The 14,446-nt window shown below is 63.1% G+C and carries 15 protein-coding genes; 4 read left to right on the plus strand and 11 right to left on the minus strand.

The genetic code is table 11. From position 1 onward, the window contains the following. Window positions 1-13 precede the first annotated feature (13 nt). The 3 genes from VJZ71_01400 to VJZ71_01410 all read left to right on the plus strand — a co-directional run bounded on the left by VJZ71_01400 (window position 14) and on the right by VJZ71_01410 (window position 2,370). Window positions 14-232, plus strand: coding sequence for a hypothetical protein (locus tag VJZ71_01400; GenBank protein HKQ46705.1), 219 nt, complete (start codon window positions 14-16; stop codon window positions 230-232). A gap of 367 nt (window positions 233-599) precedes the next feature. Beyond that, complete coding sequence (locus VJZ71_01405) at window positions 600-1,394, plus strand: XDD4 family exosortase-dependent surface protein (GenBank protein ID HKQ46706.1); 795 nt, start codon at window positions 600-602, stop codon at window positions 1,392-1,394. 229 nt (window positions 1,395-1,623) lie between these two features. Further along, complete coding sequence (locus VJZ71_01410; GenBank protein HKQ46707.1) at window positions 1,624-2,370, plus strand: XDD4 family exosortase-dependent surface protein; 747 nt, start codon at window positions 1,624-1,626, stop codon at window positions 2,368-2,370. Between the two features lie 21 nt (window positions 2,371-2,391). On the opposite strand, the gene VJZ71_01415 is transcribed toward VJZ71_01410, so the two are convergent. Genes VJZ71_01415 through VJZ71_01425 form a run of 3 tightly spaced genes read right to left on the minus strand, consistent with a single transcriptional unit; the run spans window position 2,392 to window position 7,106 of the window. Then, a complete protein-coding gene (locus VJZ71_01415) occupies window positions 2,392-3,042 on the minus strand; it encodes an NAD(P)H-hydrate epimerase (GenBank protein HKQ46708.1) in 651 nt (216 codons plus the stop codon). Window positions 3,043-3,062: 20 nt separating this feature from the next. Then, window positions 3,063-4,988, minus strand: coding sequence for a tetratricopeptide repeat protein (locus VJZ71_01420; GenBank protein HKQ46709.1), 1,926 nt, complete (start codon window positions 4,986-4,988; stop codon window positions 3,063-3,065). A gap of 24 nt (window positions 4,989-5,012) precedes the next feature. Next, a complete protein-coding gene (locus VJZ71_01425) occupies window positions 5,013-7,106 on the minus strand; it encodes a tetratricopeptide repeat protein (protein HKQ46710.1) in 2,094 nt (697 codons plus the stop codon). On the opposite strand from VJZ71_01425, the gene surE reads away from it, so the two are divergent. Next, window positions 7,107-7,871, plus strand: coding sequence for a 5'/3'-nucleotidase SurE (gene surE / locus VJZ71_01430; protein ID HKQ46711.1), 765 nt, complete (start codon window positions 7,107-7,109; stop codon window positions 7,869-7,871). A 45-nt stretch (window positions 7,872-7,916) separates the two neighbouring features. On the opposite strand, the gene VJZ71_01435 is transcribed toward surE, so the two are convergent. The 8 genes from VJZ71_01435 to VJZ71_01470 form a co-directional block, all read right to left on the minus strand. Next, window positions 7,917-8,717 (minus strand): hypothetical protein, encoded by an 801-nt coding sequence (locus VJZ71_01435; protein HKQ46712.1) that lies wholly within the window; start codon window positions 8,715-8,717, stop codon window positions 7,917-7,919. A gap of 106 nt (window positions 8,718-8,823) precedes the next feature. Next, window positions 8,824-9,408, minus strand: coding sequence for a nuclear transport factor 2 family protein (locus tag VJZ71_01440; GenBank protein ID HKQ46713.1), 585 nt, complete (start codon window positions 9,406-9,408; stop codon window positions 8,824-8,826). 3 nt (window positions 9,409-9,411) lie between these two features. Continuing rightward, on the minus strand, window positions 9,412-10,482 hold the full coding sequence (locus tag VJZ71_01445; protein HKQ46714.1) for a tRNA-dihydrouridine synthase: 1,071 nt from the start codon (window positions 10,480-10,482) through the stop codon (window positions 9,412-9,414). A 30-nt stretch (window positions 10,483-10,512) separates the two neighbouring features. Beyond that, complete coding sequence (locus VJZ71_01450; protein ID HKQ46715.1) at window positions 10,513-10,920, minus strand: PIN domain-containing protein; 408 nt, start codon at window positions 10,918-10,920, stop codon at window positions 10,513-10,515. After that, window positions 10,917-11,165: a hypothetical protein gene (locus tag VJZ71_01455; protein ID HKQ46716.1), complete on the minus strand. Its 249-nt coding sequence runs from the start codon at window positions 11,163-11,165 to the stop codon at window positions 10,917-10,919. Before VJZ71_01455 ends, VJZ71_01450 begins: the two co-directional genes overlap by 4 nt. Window positions 11,166-11,327: 162 nt before the next feature. After that, window positions 11,328-12,671 (minus strand): ATP-dependent protease ATPase subunit HslU, encoded by a 1,344-nt coding sequence (gene hslU, locus VJZ71_01460; GenBank protein HKQ46717.1) that lies wholly within the window; start codon window positions 12,669-12,671, stop codon window positions 11,328-11,330. Between the two features lie 171 nt (window positions 12,672-12,842). After that, entirely contained in the window at window positions 12,843-13,307 is a 465-nt protein-coding gene (rpiB, locus tag VJZ71_01465; protein HKQ46718.1) for a ribose 5-phosphate isomerase B, read from the minus strand. Then, complete coding sequence (locus VJZ71_01470; protein HKQ46719.1) at window positions 13,304-14,428, minus strand: L-threonylcarbamoyladenylate synthase; 1,125 nt, start codon at window positions 14,426-14,428, stop codon at window positions 13,304-13,306. Before VJZ71_01470 ends, rpiB begins: the two co-directional genes overlap by 4 nt. Between the last annotated feature and the right edge of the window lie 18 nt (window positions 14,429-14,446).

Below are 14,446 nucleotides of genomic sequence, written 5' to 3' on the forward strand. Positions count from 1 at the left end.
GGAGATTCGTTATATGGTTAATCGCTCGTTGGTCCGCCGCCGCGTTGGGCGCTGGATCTCCACCGTCGTCTGCGTCGTCCTGATTGCCCCGCTAACGGGATGCAGTATCACTATCCCGGGGCTGGTGGGATTCACGGGCGTCAGTTCGGTCTTTACGGCCTTTTTCGCACTCATGCCGCTCCGATCGCAGGTCGGCACGGTGATCCGCGACGGCTTTGTGGGCGTCTTCTAGGATCTCGCCAACAAATCGACAAGGTGGGGAGGTATCGGTCTGCCCTCACATTTTTGAACGGGTCAAGTTGCTCGTTCGCATCAACGTCACACCACCGAGCGTAACGCCCGGCCGGCCGATAAATACGGCGTGCAACCGCCATAACCCCGATAAACCAATCTAAACCCGCTTCCGCGCTGGCTTTTCGGCGATGAGGGGCGATGCCCTATCTTGACTCTCCCTCTCGGCGTGAATAACGTTTATTGATTCGACTCGCACGAAGGGGGAACTCCAACTGCATTCGTCCCAGGGGGGACACCCGTCTGCCGGGGTGGTTATGCTCCGTTCGAAAAGGACGGGCGAGCCATTGGGCGAACAGGGGGAAGCTATGCGATTCGTCCGACCACATAACAGTTTTTGTCTCTGGGCGGCGCTGACGGCGGCCGTATCTTCGCCCGCCGTCGCCGCGGATTTATTGGTGAGCGCCTCTCACCCTACCCTGCCGCTTTCCGCTTCAATCAGTTTTCACGCCACCGGGAACGACCTGGTCATCACGCTGACCAACTCCGCGCAGACCGACGTGATGCTGCCCCTGGAGATTTTGACGGCGGTTTATTACGACGTAAGCGGGCCGGCCCTCGGCCTCGGTCGAACCAGCGCCGTAATAGGACCGGAATCGAGCCTGCTCTTTCCACCCGCGACGCCCTTTGACCCGGCACCGAAGGGAGTGGGCGGCGAGTGGGAGTACAACGAAGGTGTCACGAATGCGCCGTTTGGACAGGCCTATGCGATTCGCTCGGCCGGTCTCGGCATCCTCTTTACCGGCGTCGGAGGCCGCTTTCCGGGCGCCAATCTTCAAGGACCGTCAAACGTCAACGGCGTGCAATACGGAATCACCTCGGCGCTGGACAATTCGGCGACGGGCAACTCACCGGTCACGGGCGGCGCCGGCGCGTTGATCAAGAACCAGGTCATCTTCACGTTGTCCGGGCTGCCCGCGGGCTTCGATCCCCTGGCGATGATCTCCAGCGTTCAGTTTCAGTACGGCACGACCCGTTGCGATGTGGAGGGAACCGTCGATCGCTGTGTACCGGACGTACCCGAGCCCTCCACTCTCATACTCATCGCCCTGGGTGTTTTGGCACATTTCGGCTGCAATTGGGGCCGACGCGTCGGCAGATAAGCACGCGGCGTACTTGTTAACCCTAAAGCCGCCTGCTCGTATGACCACGGCGCTGCGATTTCAGGGCGCGCCGCATACACGACCAATAACGTCCTCAATCCGTCCCTTCCAAACCGAGCAATTCGAGCCCCTGCGTGGTATCATGGTACGTGAGGGAGATCACGAGCGGCTTTCGCTCCGTAAGTGCGGGGGATCCTTGGCGGCATCGAACTCCAACCGGGTGATGGGGATGTTTCGCAGGCGTTTGGCGACGACAGTTGCCATCCTCTTGGCGTCGGCCGCCTTTCGCGCCGAACCCGCCAGGGCGGTGGTGGTTCACCAGGCGTCGGGGATGTCGGTCTCCGGCGTGCCCGTGAGCTGCGAAGCGCACCTGATGATCGTCGGCGACGTATTGACCGTCGTGTTCTACAACACCTCGCCGGTGCACACTCAAAACCCCAGCGATCTTTGCACGAGCTATTACTTCGACATCTACAACGGGGTCAATGTGCGACCCGTCCTGGTCTATCAAAGTGCGACCGGCGACGTCTGGCGGGCCCATCGATTTACGACGGATACGCTGGAGGCGATGGACGCCGACCTGAAGGCGACAGAGCCCTTTGATCGGACCTGGCAATTCAAGGACATGGACCCTGCCTTCACGCCTTTTCTGGGGTTTGGCGTGGGGACCGTCGGAAACAGCGACCTGAAGCCCAACAACTTTAACGGCAACATCGTGGACGGCATGGACTACGCACTCTATTCCGGCGACGTGACGACTGCCAACATGGACGGCCGGCTACTGGTTAAGGACCACATCACCTTCACCTTCACCGGCGTGATGGGCTTCACAGAGAACGACATCCGCCCCAATTTCGCGATCGGCCTGGGCACCGGTCCGGATAGTTTCCTGGTCCCTGAACCTGCCACCCTCGCCCCGCTCCTGGCGTTCGGCCTCTTCGCGCTGCCCCGCCAACGACGACATCGTCTCCGGTGATTTTGATTCTCCTACGACGACCTAAACGAGAGTTGCCGACGCGCCGATGTCCGCGACGATGACGCGTCCGGTGTACGCCTTCGCGCCAGGGGAATCGAACCCGATCTTTCGGGCTACGAAAGTGACGGTGTGATGCGCGCGAACCGTCGGGGTGGCGGGAGTTCCGGTGTCGCAGTCCAGGCCGGACGGGACATCGACCGCGACGATCGTGGCGCGGGGGGCATTGTTGATGGCTTCGATGGCGAGATTAGTCGGCGGACGCACGGAGCCGGAGAAACCTGTTCCCAGAATGGCGTCGACGATGACGTCGGATTGATGCAGGGCGGGGCTGGCCGCATGGACCTGCTCGGGAGAATCAAACGGATAGGAGCGGAGTTTCATCTTTTCGACAATCCCGTAGTTTACGGCGGCATCGCCCTTAAGTCGGGCGGGATCGCAGGCGAGAAAGAGGACGATTTCAAGACCGGCGTTGGCCAGGTGGCGGGCGATGACGAAGCCGTCGCCGCCGTTGTTGCCGCCGCCGCAGACAATCCCGATCGGACCGGCAGGGCGGAGCGTTCGCATGATGAACTCCGCGGTTCCGCGACCGGCGTTCTCCATCAGGACGATGCCCGGTATGCCGAATTCCTCGATGGCCCGGCGATCGATCTCACGGACTTGGGCTCGCGTCAAAGAAACTGAGTCGCCCGGTTTCATGGGTGCGCGGCCCCCCCGGCTGGTTGACTTGCCGCGCGCCGCCGCAGGCGCTCCACGGCCTGCCGCACGGCGTCCGGGACCTCGCGGCCTTGTTCGCCGCTGAGGCGCAGGGCTTCTTCACACTCGCGCAGCGATTCGGCGTACCGCCCCAGGGTCTCTAGGGCCGCCGCCCGCTTCCAGCGATAGTACGGATCGTCGGGCGCCGCATCGACCGCTCGATGAAACATCCGCTCAGCCAATGCGGCGTTCCGGGCGAATTGATAAGCGGCGTCGCCGAATTCGCCGTAGGCCTTCTCGACCGCGTATCCGAGGGCGGCGGCGTCCTTCGCGGCGGAGAGCGCGCCGTTCTCGTCGCCGAGGCAAATCCTCGCCTCGCCCAGCGCGACCAGACCCGCCGCCTGATTCGGGCCCAGCCCTTGGTCCAGCGCCCTTTCGATCAGCGGCAGGGCCTTGTCAAACTGCCGTTGCCGCACATACGCGCGGCCCAACACATGCAGATTCGCGGAGTTTTCCGGATCGTATGCGCGCGCCCTTTCGGCGTGATCCAGCGCCGTGGCGTAGTCCGCCTCCTCCAGCGCGAGGAGCGCGAGATTGGCGTGCGCCTTGGCCAACTTCGGATCGGCCAGGGCGACGTGTGTCCACAGCGTCTTAGAATCCTGCCACACGCCCTGTTGCGCGCGCGTCAGTATCCAAAGCGGCAAAGCCATCAACACGAGGGGGAGCACGAACGCGGCCGGTCGCGTGAAATGGCGCCCTGCCAGAAACAGCCCGTAGGCCATCGGCAGCAGGAGAAAGAACATCGGCAGGTAAAGAAAGCGATCCGCAACACAGGAGCCCATGAAGCGAATCGCTCCCATCGTCGGCGCGAGCATCAGACCGAACGCGGTCAATCCGGTGAATAACGGCGACGAGTATCGCCACGATGCGATCCACACGATGACCACCGCCGCCGTCGCCATGACGGAAAGCAGAATCGCCGGATTGGAAAGGGACAGATCGTCCGGCACGCCGCGGTAGGGCGACAAATGGAGGGGCCACAACAAATTACCCAAGTAGAGTACGGTGTTGTAACTCAGCAACCCGATCCAGCGGCCGACGGCGTTCGCGGCCGACAAGTTCGGCAGGCCGACCCCTGCGCCTGCCGCGGCCTGCGACGCCCACGCGATATAGCCCATGATCAGCAGCACCGGGACAAAGGGCCATTTTTCGCGCAGCGCGGCCAGTGGACGGCGCCCCAGCGGCCAAAGATCGATGAGCGGCAGCACCAGCGGCAGGAGCACCGTCGTGGGCTTGGCCAATGTCGCCAGGAAATACAGAACAACCGACGTCGCCAACCATCCTCGCCCGCGATGCCGAACGCATTCCACGTAAGCCACCAATGCGGCGATGGCGAGAAACGTCGCCAGCAGGGTTTTTCGCTGCGACACCCAGGCGACCGATTCGACGTGCGCCGGATGCAGTGCGAAATACAGCGCGACCAGGAACGGCAAAAACAGTCCGCCCAGAAACGTACGAATCCATACCAGCACCAGCACGCTCGTCGCCGCATGCAGCAGCACGTTGGTCAAATGGAAGATAAAGGGATGGACCGACCGGGACGTCGTTCCCGAGAGCTTGGCATCCACCATGAGCGAGACCATCGTGAGCGGCTGGTAGTAGCCATCGACAGTCGAAGGGTGCAGCACCTCCGCGAAAACGCGATAGACGCCCGCGAGGCTGGGCTGCCGAACGAGTTCGTTGTCGACGACATATTGAAAGTCGTCCAGATGAACGAACTCCGCGTTGAATGACGGCCGATAGGCCAGGACGACGATCAAGACCAATAGCACCGCCGCCGAGATGACCTCGCGGCCGGCGATGGAGCCGGCGCGATCGTCGAATTCGGTCGGGCGTGTGCGGCGGTGAAGCGAATCGTCATCCATTCGTTTGTATCGGAAGGGCGCTCGTCAGGAGCCGCGCGTGTTCCGTGCGGCGGGCATTTCCACTTCGCCCGGCGGCAGTTCGCCGGGGTCCGCCGTCGAATCGAACAGGTTCTCGAAGCCGGGCTCATCGCGGAACCGCAGCAGTTCCTCGCTGACCGCGGCCCGGGCGGCCATGCGCGGGTCCTTGGCGATGGCCGCCTCCAGATGCCGCCGGGCCCGGTCCGGCGCATCGTTGGCCGCCCACGCCATTGCGAGGGATAAGTGCGTCACCGAATCGTTATTCAGGCGCAGCGCTTCCTGAAGCTCGCGCCGCGCGGACGAGGCCCTCCGTACCTTGAGATAGGCGTTTCCCAGCCCCAGGCGGATTCCCGCCGAATTCGGCTGCGCATCGCGGGCGCGTTCCAGGTATTCAATCGCCTTGTCGTACTGACCACTCCGCGCCAGCGCGACGCCCAGGTTTTGCAGGCACTCGATCCACTGCGGATTGGACTCCAGCGCCTTGCGGAGCGGAATAATCGCCTCTGCCGCCCGGCCGCCGGTTTGCAGCAGGAGGGCGGTACCCAGGTAAAATTGTGTCGAAGGATTATTCGGCGCGATCGCGACCGCCTTTTTCGCGTACGCCACCGCCTCGTCCAGCTCGTTGTCCTCTACGAGCGATTCAATGAGTCCGATGTAGCCGGGGGCCCATTGCGGGTGTTTCTTCACAATCTCGTAATGCAACTCTCGCCCGTCTTGCCACTGAAACGTCTGGGAATAGGTGGTGACGGCCAGGATCCCCAAAAGCGCCGTCAATCCCAGCGCCGCGCATCGGGGGATTGGGGCTCGAAGTCCGGCGCGCGGCCCGGCCAGGCACACGGCGGCCACCAGGAGACCCGGAATCAGAACGGGATAAAGGTGATGATCTCCCAGGCGCTGCTCCGAGAACGGCGCGTCGAGGAAAGCGGGGCAGACGAACAAGAGCCCGCCTACAACTGCAACAAAAAGTCCGCGGCTGCGAAAAAACGCCCAGATTGGAAGCACGATCAACAGCGACGACATCGCCAGGTCGCGCCAAATGACAACATGCGACGTCGAGCCCCATGCATCAAACGGGTTCATCGGAAGCAGGCCGACCGGCCAGATCATCCGCTGAATAAAAGACGCCATCGTCGTGCAGAACAGCTCCATCGGCGGCGGGATATCGGCAGCCGCCGTCGGCGTCTTCGAGAAGATCGCGAATTGAATCCCGGCGGTTATCGCCAGGATCAGGAAAAACGGCAATCCGGTCAGCAGGGGCCTGCGCGGGCGCCGTCCGGGCAGCCAAAGGTCCAGAACCAGGAGAAACACCGGGAGCCCCAGGAACGTGGGCTTGGACAAAACGGCGGCCATGCACACCGCGCTCGTATAAACGAGCCATGCGACCCTACCCGTCGTGCGATACCGAACGTACGCCAGAATCGCCAGGAGCGAAAAGAACGTCGCCAGGACCGTCATGCGCTGCGCCAGCCACGCGACGGATTCAACCTGCAGTGGATGCAGGGCGAAGATCAACGCGAGCAGCGCCGGCCAGACCCATGTTGCGGCCTGCTGCCGGTCATCGACGCCCCTTCCTTCCCCCCTCCATAGCAAGGTCAGTCGCCGCAGTAATGTGAACAAAAGCGCCGCGTTGATTACGTGCAGAAGAAGGTTGGTGAGGTGCGATTGAAAAACGCCGGCCACGGGGTCCCGCGCCAATCGCGCATCGCTTGCAAACGAAAGGGCGGTCAGCGGGCGATAGTATCCTCCCGTCCCCTCCGGTCTCTCAAACCGTGCAAACACCCGCCCGGCCGCGCGCCACGACCGTGAGTCGGCGCGGCCTGCCCGCAGCGCGTCCGCATCGCCCGGCGTGACCAGTCCGGCGGTCAGGACCGGGCTGAACGCCAGTGCGGTGAAGAGGGCGAGGCCGAGCGAGGCGCACGCGGCGGCCATTTCGGGAGACACGCGGCTGCCGCGCGCCCGGCCCGGCACCGGATCGCTCTGTGTATTGAAAAAACCCATGGCAGTATCGCGGATGGAGGCTCGCGTCGGCGGCCTCAACAGCGCCGACGGATGCGTACCGTTGAATTGTAGGGCCGTGGCGCGGGCCGTACAATTCGACAAATGAGAATCCTACTTTCCAACGATGACGGAATCTTCGCGCCGGGTTTGATGGCGATGTACCGCGCGCTCGCCGAGGATGCCGACGTCGACGTCGTCGCGCCCGAGGCGGTCCAGTCCGGCGGGTCACACTCCATTACGATACGCCGCCCGGTCATGTGGCGGCGCGTCCACGTCGCGGAAGTCTTCCACGGCACCAGCGTCGATGGCACGCCGGCCGACTGCGTGAAACTGGCAGTCGGCGCGCTGCTCCCCCAGCGGCCCGACCTCGTCGTCTCCGGCATCAACGCCGGTCTCAATACCGGCATCCACGCGATTTATTCAGGAACCGTCGCCGCCGCGGTCGAAGGCGCGATCCAGGGCCTGCCCGCGATCGCCGTTTCCCTCAAGCTCTACCGCGACATGGACTTCGCCGCCGCGGCCAAGATCGCCAAGAGCGTGATCGACCAGATCGTCGCCAAAGGACTTTCTCCCGGTCAGGTGTGCAACATCAATATCCCCGAACTCAAGCCCGACTGGCCGCGCGGCATCCACGTCGTGCCGCAATCGATCCAGATCCCCGAGGATCGTATCGAGAAACGCACCGACCCCAACGGCGGAGAATACTATTGGCTCGCCGGGGATTTCGGTGAGACCGACGATCGGATGGAGACGGATCTGCACGCGGTGCGGGAAGGCTACGTAAGCATCACGCCGATTCAGTTCAATTTGACGGACATCCCTCTGCTTGCGCAGATGCAGAGTTGGACGTTTTCAGATGCGTGGTAGATGGGCGGCTTCACGCAGAGGAAGACCGCCGAATGCGGGGACGAACTATGGATTGCAGGTGGTAACGCTCGCGACCTGATTGCCGTACACGTCGAGATCGTATCCACCGCAAGCACCATTTTGCCAACGCACTTCGATTAAGATGTTCCCGGTATCTTCGTGCCCCCAGTCATCGGCCCATGCAATCTCGACCCTGTCGAGCACGCCGGTACCGTTCGTGGAACTCCCGGCAAATGACCCGCCACATGAGATGCAATAAATATAGAGGTCGTAGTTATTATTCGGGCCCGATTGAAGGTCAACCCAGGCGCTTATATACACAGGAGTATCACTATCTTCGCGTATCTGTACGCGATACCAACTTTCCGTCCCCGGACTAGAAACTCCGGTGCTCTGGGCGCCGGTGTCGCCGCTGAGCGAGCCAAGGTCGGTGAAACTATTGCAAAGCGGATTAGTATTCCGATTGATGCACGGATTCGGTGCACAGGTGGTTCCCGTTCCCCCAAAACAACCACCTTGCGCAACGCAATCGGCCTCCATTTGGATCGCGCACGTCCCGTTGCCGAAACAGCAGCGGGCCCCGCAGGGATTGGGGCTGCACGTTCCGCCGAGCGTCCACGTTCCTGCGCACCCCGCCTGCGTCGTTCCCGTGCACGTGCCGTCCCCAGCGCAACAGGAACCGCAGGGCGGGCAATTGCCGGTAAGGAGGCAATCGACGAACGGGGCGATGTCGAGCCCATCCGCCACACCGTCGCAGTTCATGTCGCCCGGCGAGAGCTGGGCCTGCACAGACCCAACCAACGCGATTGCTACGGCCCATCCCAGGATGACGCAGCGCGGTACCATGTTGGCCCCTACTGAAAAGATATCTGTTTCCCGGCCCTGCGAACGATCCCATCATAACACTAATCGTCCCCTCGATGCAATCGTCGCGATCCTATGGCACGGGCGCTCAGGGGATGACGCCTCGCAATCCCTTCATCCCCGAAATCTCCTGTGTATCGAGCATGATCGGACGTATCGCGACGATCCGCCACGTGCCCCCTTCACGAAGCCAGTCGATCCGCCAACTTCCCCAGTGCATCTCGCCGACGCCGCCCTCGACGCTGACCGTTGCCCGCGCGGCGACGATCATCTCCGCGGGCTCGTCCTGCACGGTCACATCTCGCCGGTGAAAGCGGGTGTCATAAATCTTCAACCGACTGAGGGTCCGCTCGATGAAGGCGACAATGTCCTGCTTGACCATTGCCTCACTGGAATAATCATCGCTGATCGCCGCGTCGATACGGGCCGAATCGTTCGCCTCAATGGCCGCAACGAACTCCTCCAATGCCTTTTCGATTTCCTCGCGGTCCGTCACAACCAGGTACTGAATCGCGAAAAGCGCTGCCAGCAAAACGGCCGCCGCCGGAAGAATGTGTTTGCCGAAGGTCTCCATGTAGCGCCGTCGGGCGTAGAGCGCAGCGGCCAGGACGATCAGGGTCAAAACCCCGAGACGAATCGGACTTTCGAGAAAGAGATTCTGGAAAAAGTCCATGCGTTACGCGGATGCCGCCTGACAATCCCACGCCGCCCCGGCCGCGATGAGCGCCTCGGGCCGTTCACGGCGGAGGACGGGCGGGTAAAGACGCTCCTCGCCATACCAGCGATCAAGCATCGCCTGCCAATCTGCCGGCGTTTTGACGGCGAGGAAGGTCATCTTCACGTCGCGGGCGCAGGGGTGCAGTTCGCTATACCGGACGCCGAACTTTCGCAGCAGCGGCCCGGCCATCGCCTCGCCGTGCAGTTCCGCCATCAGTGAATAATGGCGCTCTAATGCCGTTCTCTGGTCGCCGATGGATGGCGCGGGCGGAAGCGGCTCACCGGCCAGTAGCGCCCGCACCTCCCGAAAGATGAACGGGTTCCCGATCGCCCCACGCGCGATCGAGCATCCGTCGACGCCAGTTTCTCCGAGCATCCGCACACAATCCTCGGCACTGAAAAGATCACCGCTGCCAAGGATCGTCCGATCTCCGGCATATCGTTTGACTGCCGCGAGAAAATCCCAATTGCTCGGCCCGACATAGCGCTGCTGCACCGTCCGCCCATGAACCGTCACGGCGGCCACACCCAATTCAGACGCCGCATCGAGAACCGAGTAAAAGTTTCGCTCGCTCTCCGCCGAGTCGTCCATCCCGCGGCGCATCTTGAGGGTGACCGGCACGTGGCCGCCGACCGCATCGATCACCGCGCGGATAATTTCCCGCGCCTGCTCCGGTACGGAGAGCAGAAAGCCCCCGCGACATCGCCCCAGCACCTTTCGCACCGGACAGCCGAAGTTGATGTCGACGACGTCGTAACCCGTCTCGACCATCATCCCCGCCGCCTCGGCGAATTGCGCGGGCTCGCTGCCCATGAGCTGCCCGCCGACTGGGTGATCGCCCGGCGGAATGGCCAGCATCCGCTTCATTCGCTTTCCCCCGACGGACACGAGCTTGTCGAGCACGACCTCGTTGATCGTGTAGGGACAGCCGTACTCGCGAGCGAGCAGGCGCATGGCGGCGTCGCTATAGCCGGACAGCGCGGCTTGGACGAACGGTGCGTCGAGTTGGATGGGGCCGATTTGGAGCATGGTCAGGTTTCGAGACCGGTCAAACCCGATTCAGGGGAGCACTTCGAAGGTTTGCCGTCCCGGCAAACGGTAGATATCAAAGTCTTTGTCCAACGTAAAGACCCGCCTCAATTTCATCTGTTCGGCAATCACGACCAGGGTGGCGTCCGCCAGGTCCATGGGCACGTTGCGATATCGCTTCATCAACTCCGCGGCGCGTTCCAGCGAATCTCCCTCAACGGGCGCCAACTGAAGGTCGCCTCGATGAACGATCTGCCACAATCTCCGTTGGGCGTCCCAGCCCGACCGATCTCCCAGGAGGTACATGGCTTCGGTGAACGCGGCCCAGGTCGTGATCATCGGTGCGCTCAATCCCGCCAGCGCCGATACGCACCGAACATGATCGCGATCCCGGCGATCAATAATCGCAACGAGCGGCCCGGCATCCACCAGGATCATCGGCGTCGCGCTCGCTTCCGTCGAATGACCTTCGTAAACGCGCGCCCGCTCTTCCTGGAATCCCCGCCGGCTTTAACCGACCCGACCACGTCGCTTAATCGTCTCTCCAACGATTGGCCGAGAAGATCGCTGCACCGGCGATGGACGGCATCGCGGATAATCTCTGAGGCGGACTGACCGGTCAGGGACGTGGCCTTTTCAAGTTTGACTTCCAGCTCGGGATCGAGCCGTACGCTATGCATCATGGACGATTCCTCGCTGTATTACATCTTAGCCATGGATGTATGACAACTCAAGCTCCCCCAAGGAGCTACCAGAACCCCCTTTGGGCCCACGGGCAGGCGGTCGTCTCCTGCTGCCCTTCCTCCGTAGGATGATCGCCTTCGTGCCGCCCAGGGCCCATCGTGTCACAAAATAAACTTGCTCAGATCCTCATCCATGATGATCTCGGCCAAGGCCTTGTTAACGTACCCGGCGTCGATCGTCACCTCGCTCCCGGAAACCTCCGGCGCCTTGAACGACAGGTCCTCCATCACCTTCTCCATGATCGTGTTCAATCGCCGCGCCCCGATGTTCTCTGTCTTCTGATTCACCTGGCTCGCCAGGCCCGCCATCGTCTCGACGGCGTCCGGCGTAAAGCGTATCTGCACGCCCTCCGTCCCCAGCAGCGCGACTTGCTGCTTGGTCAGGGCATTCTCCGGCTCCGTCAGGATGCGGACGAAATCCGCCTTCGTCAGGTCGTCCAACTCCACGCGGATCGGCAGCCGTCCCTGCAACTCCGGCATCAGATCGCTCGGCTTGGCCGAGTGAAACGCCCCGGCGGCCACGAACAAAATATGATCCGTCCTCACCACGCCGTGCCGCGTGTTGACGGTCGAACCTTCGATGATCGGCAGCAGGTCCCGCTGCACGCCTTGGCGGCTGACCTCGGGCCCGTGCCCGCCGCGACCGCCACAGAGCTTGTCCATCTCGTCGATGAAGATGATCCCCGTGTTCTCCGTCCGGCGGATGGACATCTCCACGACCTTCTCCCGGTCAATCAACTTGTCGCACTCCTGCTCGAAGATCACGTTTCGCGCCTCGCGGATCGTCACCTTGCGGTCCTTCTGCCGGTTGGGGACCAGCCGCTCCATCAAGTCCTGAATCTCCGGTCCCAACTGATCCGGTCCCAGCGTCGTCGCGAACATCCCCATTGGTGGTACCTTGTGCTCGATCCGCAGCTCGATCATGCGGTCTTCCAGCTCGCCCGCCCGCAATCGCGCGCGGAGCTTCTCCCGCGTTCGCTGCCGCCGGGCCTCCGCGTCGGTCTCAGTTTCCTCCGATGGCCCGCTCGCCGTCGCAGGGAGAAGTTCGTCGAGCAGACGCTCCTCCACCTGTTCCTGCGCCTTCTCGCGGACGACTTCCGTCTGCTCCTTTTCCACCATCTGGATGGCCAGCTCCAACAGATCTCGGATCATCGAGTCCACGTCGCGGCCGACGTAGCCCACCTCGGTAAACTTCGTCGCCTCCACCTTGAGAAACGGCGCGTTGACCAGGTGCGCCATCCGCCGGGCGATCTCCGTCTTGCCCACGCCGGTCGGTCCCATCATGAGGATGTTTTTGGGCCCGACCTCCTCGCGCATGGCGTCGGGCAGTTGCAGCCGCCGCCAGCGATTGCGGATGGCAATTGCCACGGACCGCTTGGCCGCCGTCTGCCCGATGATGTACTTATCGAGCGCGGCGACAATCTCGCGTGGGGTCAGTTCAGCCATGAGTTCCCTACCGATTCAAGTCCCCGGACTGGTGCCCGGAAGATTGGACATGATAGCCGACACCGGGCCTGTGTGGCACCGGTTCTTAGCCGGTGCTATCCCCCGCCAGAAGGGTCGCAACTCTGCCACCTAATCGGAGTTTCAACTGGAAGAACGATGATCGAAGGTGCTTTACGACTTCGGCTTTCCGTCGCACTGCGCCCGTTCGATATCGTAGATCTTCTCGACGCGGGTCTGGTGCCGGCCGCCCTCAAACGGCGTCTTGAGCCACACCTCAACGATGCGGCGCATGAGCGCGTTGCCCACCAGGTCGGCGGGCAGGCAGAGGATGTTCGCGTCGTTGTGTCGGCGGGCCATCTCGGCGGTCAGTTCGTCATGGCACAGCGCCGCGCGGATGCCGTGCAGCTTGTTCGCGGTGATGGACATGCCGATCCCGGTCCCGCAGAAGAGCACGCCCCGCTCACATTCGCCGGATTGCACCGCCCGAGCCGCCGCGCCCGCCGGGTCGGGGTAGTCCGTGGGCTTGGTGGAATCGGTGCCGTAATCCGTGATCTCCACGCCCAGTTCCTGGAGCACGACCTTGATGTGGGCCTTGGCGTTGAATCCGCGATGATCGGCTCCCAATGCGATCTTCATAGCGCCACCTCTTCCAGCCGCTTGCGCAGGGCGGCCTCGATCTTTTCCGCCGCACGCTCGTAATCGTCAATCGTGCCGCCGATGGGGTCGGCGATGTCCTCTTCGGGGTCCAGGGCGACGGCCTTGGCGACATCCGCCGGGGCGATGGAGCGCACGACTTCCACGTGATGCGCCCCCATCGTGTAAATGTAGTCGGCCGGGTGAATTAAGTCCATCGCCAGCCCCCGCGCCCGGTGACCCGAAATGTCGATTCCGCGGCGGCGGCACACCTCGATCGCCTCCCGCGCCGCCGGGCCACCGCCCAGGGCCATCGTCCCCGCCGACTGCACCTGGATGCCGCGCTCGGGGAGGTCGGAATCCTGGCAGCCCAGCCGTTCCGCGACCATTTGCCTGAAGATGCCTTCCGCCATCGGCGACCGGCAGGTGTTCCCCGTGCACACGAAGAGGAAGTTGAGCGTGGCAAAGCGGCGAATCGTCCGCGCGTCCCAGACGCCTTCGCGCAGAAGCCGGTAGCCCGACCCATCGACCGCCACGATCGTGGAGCCCTTCTTGTACCGGCTCTGGCCCGCGTCCAGCAGCAAGTCGATGTCGTCCCCCAGCGCGCTGCGAACCGCGTCGGCGTCGTGCGGCGGGTCCTGACCGGCGCGATTGGCGCTCGACGCGATGATCGGGGCATCAATCGCCGTGAGCAGCGCCACCGCGATCGGATGGTCGGGGAATCGCAAGCCCACGGTGCCGTCCGCATAGACCGCCTCACGGCCCGGCGCGCTGAGAGTCGGGTGTACCGGGGCTTTTGACGGATCATCAACAGGCAGAACGAGCGTCAGCGGCCCCGGCCAGCCCTTGCGGATAAATCGCTGCGCTAGCGGCGACAACTGCGGCACGAACTTGGCGCTGTCTTCGCGCCGGCCGATGTGCACCGTGAACGGTTGCTGTGCTGCGCGGCCCTTCACCTCGCGCAGCCGCTCGACGCTCTTGGCGTTCGCCGCGTTGGCCGCCAGCCCATAGACCGTCTCCGTGGGGAAGGCGACGAGCGCGCCCGCGGCGAGGGCCTCGGCGGCGCGCTGGATGTCCGTCTTGCTGTCGGCGGCGGATCGGACCGCGATGTGTTCGAGGGCCATAATGCGGAGGGTGCTCCC

Source organism: Phycisphaerae bacterium (assembly GCA_035275405.1).
In the GTDB taxonomy this organism is placed as follows: domain Bacteria; phylum Planctomycetota; class Phycisphaerae; order UBA1845; family UTPLA1; genus DATEMU01.

Bases quoted from the DNA above. Each gene is read 5' to 3' on its own strand.
- VJZ71_01400 (HKQ46705.1), top strand. From the start codon at position 14: ATGGTTAATCGCTCGTTGGTCCGCCGCCGCGTTGGGCGCTGGATCTCC.
- VJZ71_01405 (HKQ46706.1), top strand. From the start codon at position 600: ATGCGATTCGTCCGACCACATAACAGTTTTTGTCTCTGGGCGGCGCTG.
- VJZ71_01410 (HKQ46707.1), top strand. From the start codon at position 1,624: ATGTTTCGCAGGCGTTTGGCGACGACAGTTGCCATCCTCTTGGCGTCG.
- VJZ71_01420 (HKQ46709.1), bottom strand. From the start codon at position 4,988: ATGGATGACGATTCGCTTCACCGCCGCACACGCCCGACCGAATTCGAC.
- surE (HKQ46711.1), top strand. From the start codon at position 7,107: ATGAGAATCCTACTTTCCAACGATGACGGAATCTTCGCGCCGGGTTTG.
- VJZ71_01435 (HKQ46712.1), bottom strand. From the start codon at position 8,717: ATGGTACCGCGCTGCGTCATCCTGGGATGGGCCGTAGCAATCGCGTTG.
- VJZ71_01440 (HKQ46713.1), bottom strand. From the start codon at position 9,408: ATGGACTTTTTCCAGAATCTCTTTCTCGAAAGTCCGATTCGTCTCGGG.
- VJZ71_01445 (HKQ46714.1), bottom strand. From the start codon at position 10,482: ATGCTCCAAATCGGCCCCATCCAACTCGACGCACCGTTCGTCCAAGCC.
- VJZ71_01450 (HKQ46715.1), bottom strand. From the start codon at position 10,920: ATGATCCTGGTGGATGCCGGGCCGCTCGTTGCGATTATTGATCGCCGG.
- VJZ71_01455 (HKQ46716.1), bottom strand. From the start codon at position 11,165: ATGATGCATAGCGTACGGCTCGATCCCGAGCTGGAAGTCAAACTTGAA.
- hslU (HKQ46717.1), bottom strand. From the start codon at position 12,671: ATGGCTGAACTGACCCCACGCGAGATTGTCGCCGCGCTCGATAAGTAC.
- rpiB (HKQ46718.1), bottom strand. From the start codon at position 13,307: ATGAAGATCGCATTGGGAGCCGATCATCGCGGATTCAACGCCAAGGCC.
- VJZ71_01470 (HKQ46719.1), bottom strand. From the start codon at position 14,428: ATGGCCCTCGAACACATCGCGGTCCGATCCGCCGCCGACAGCAAGACG.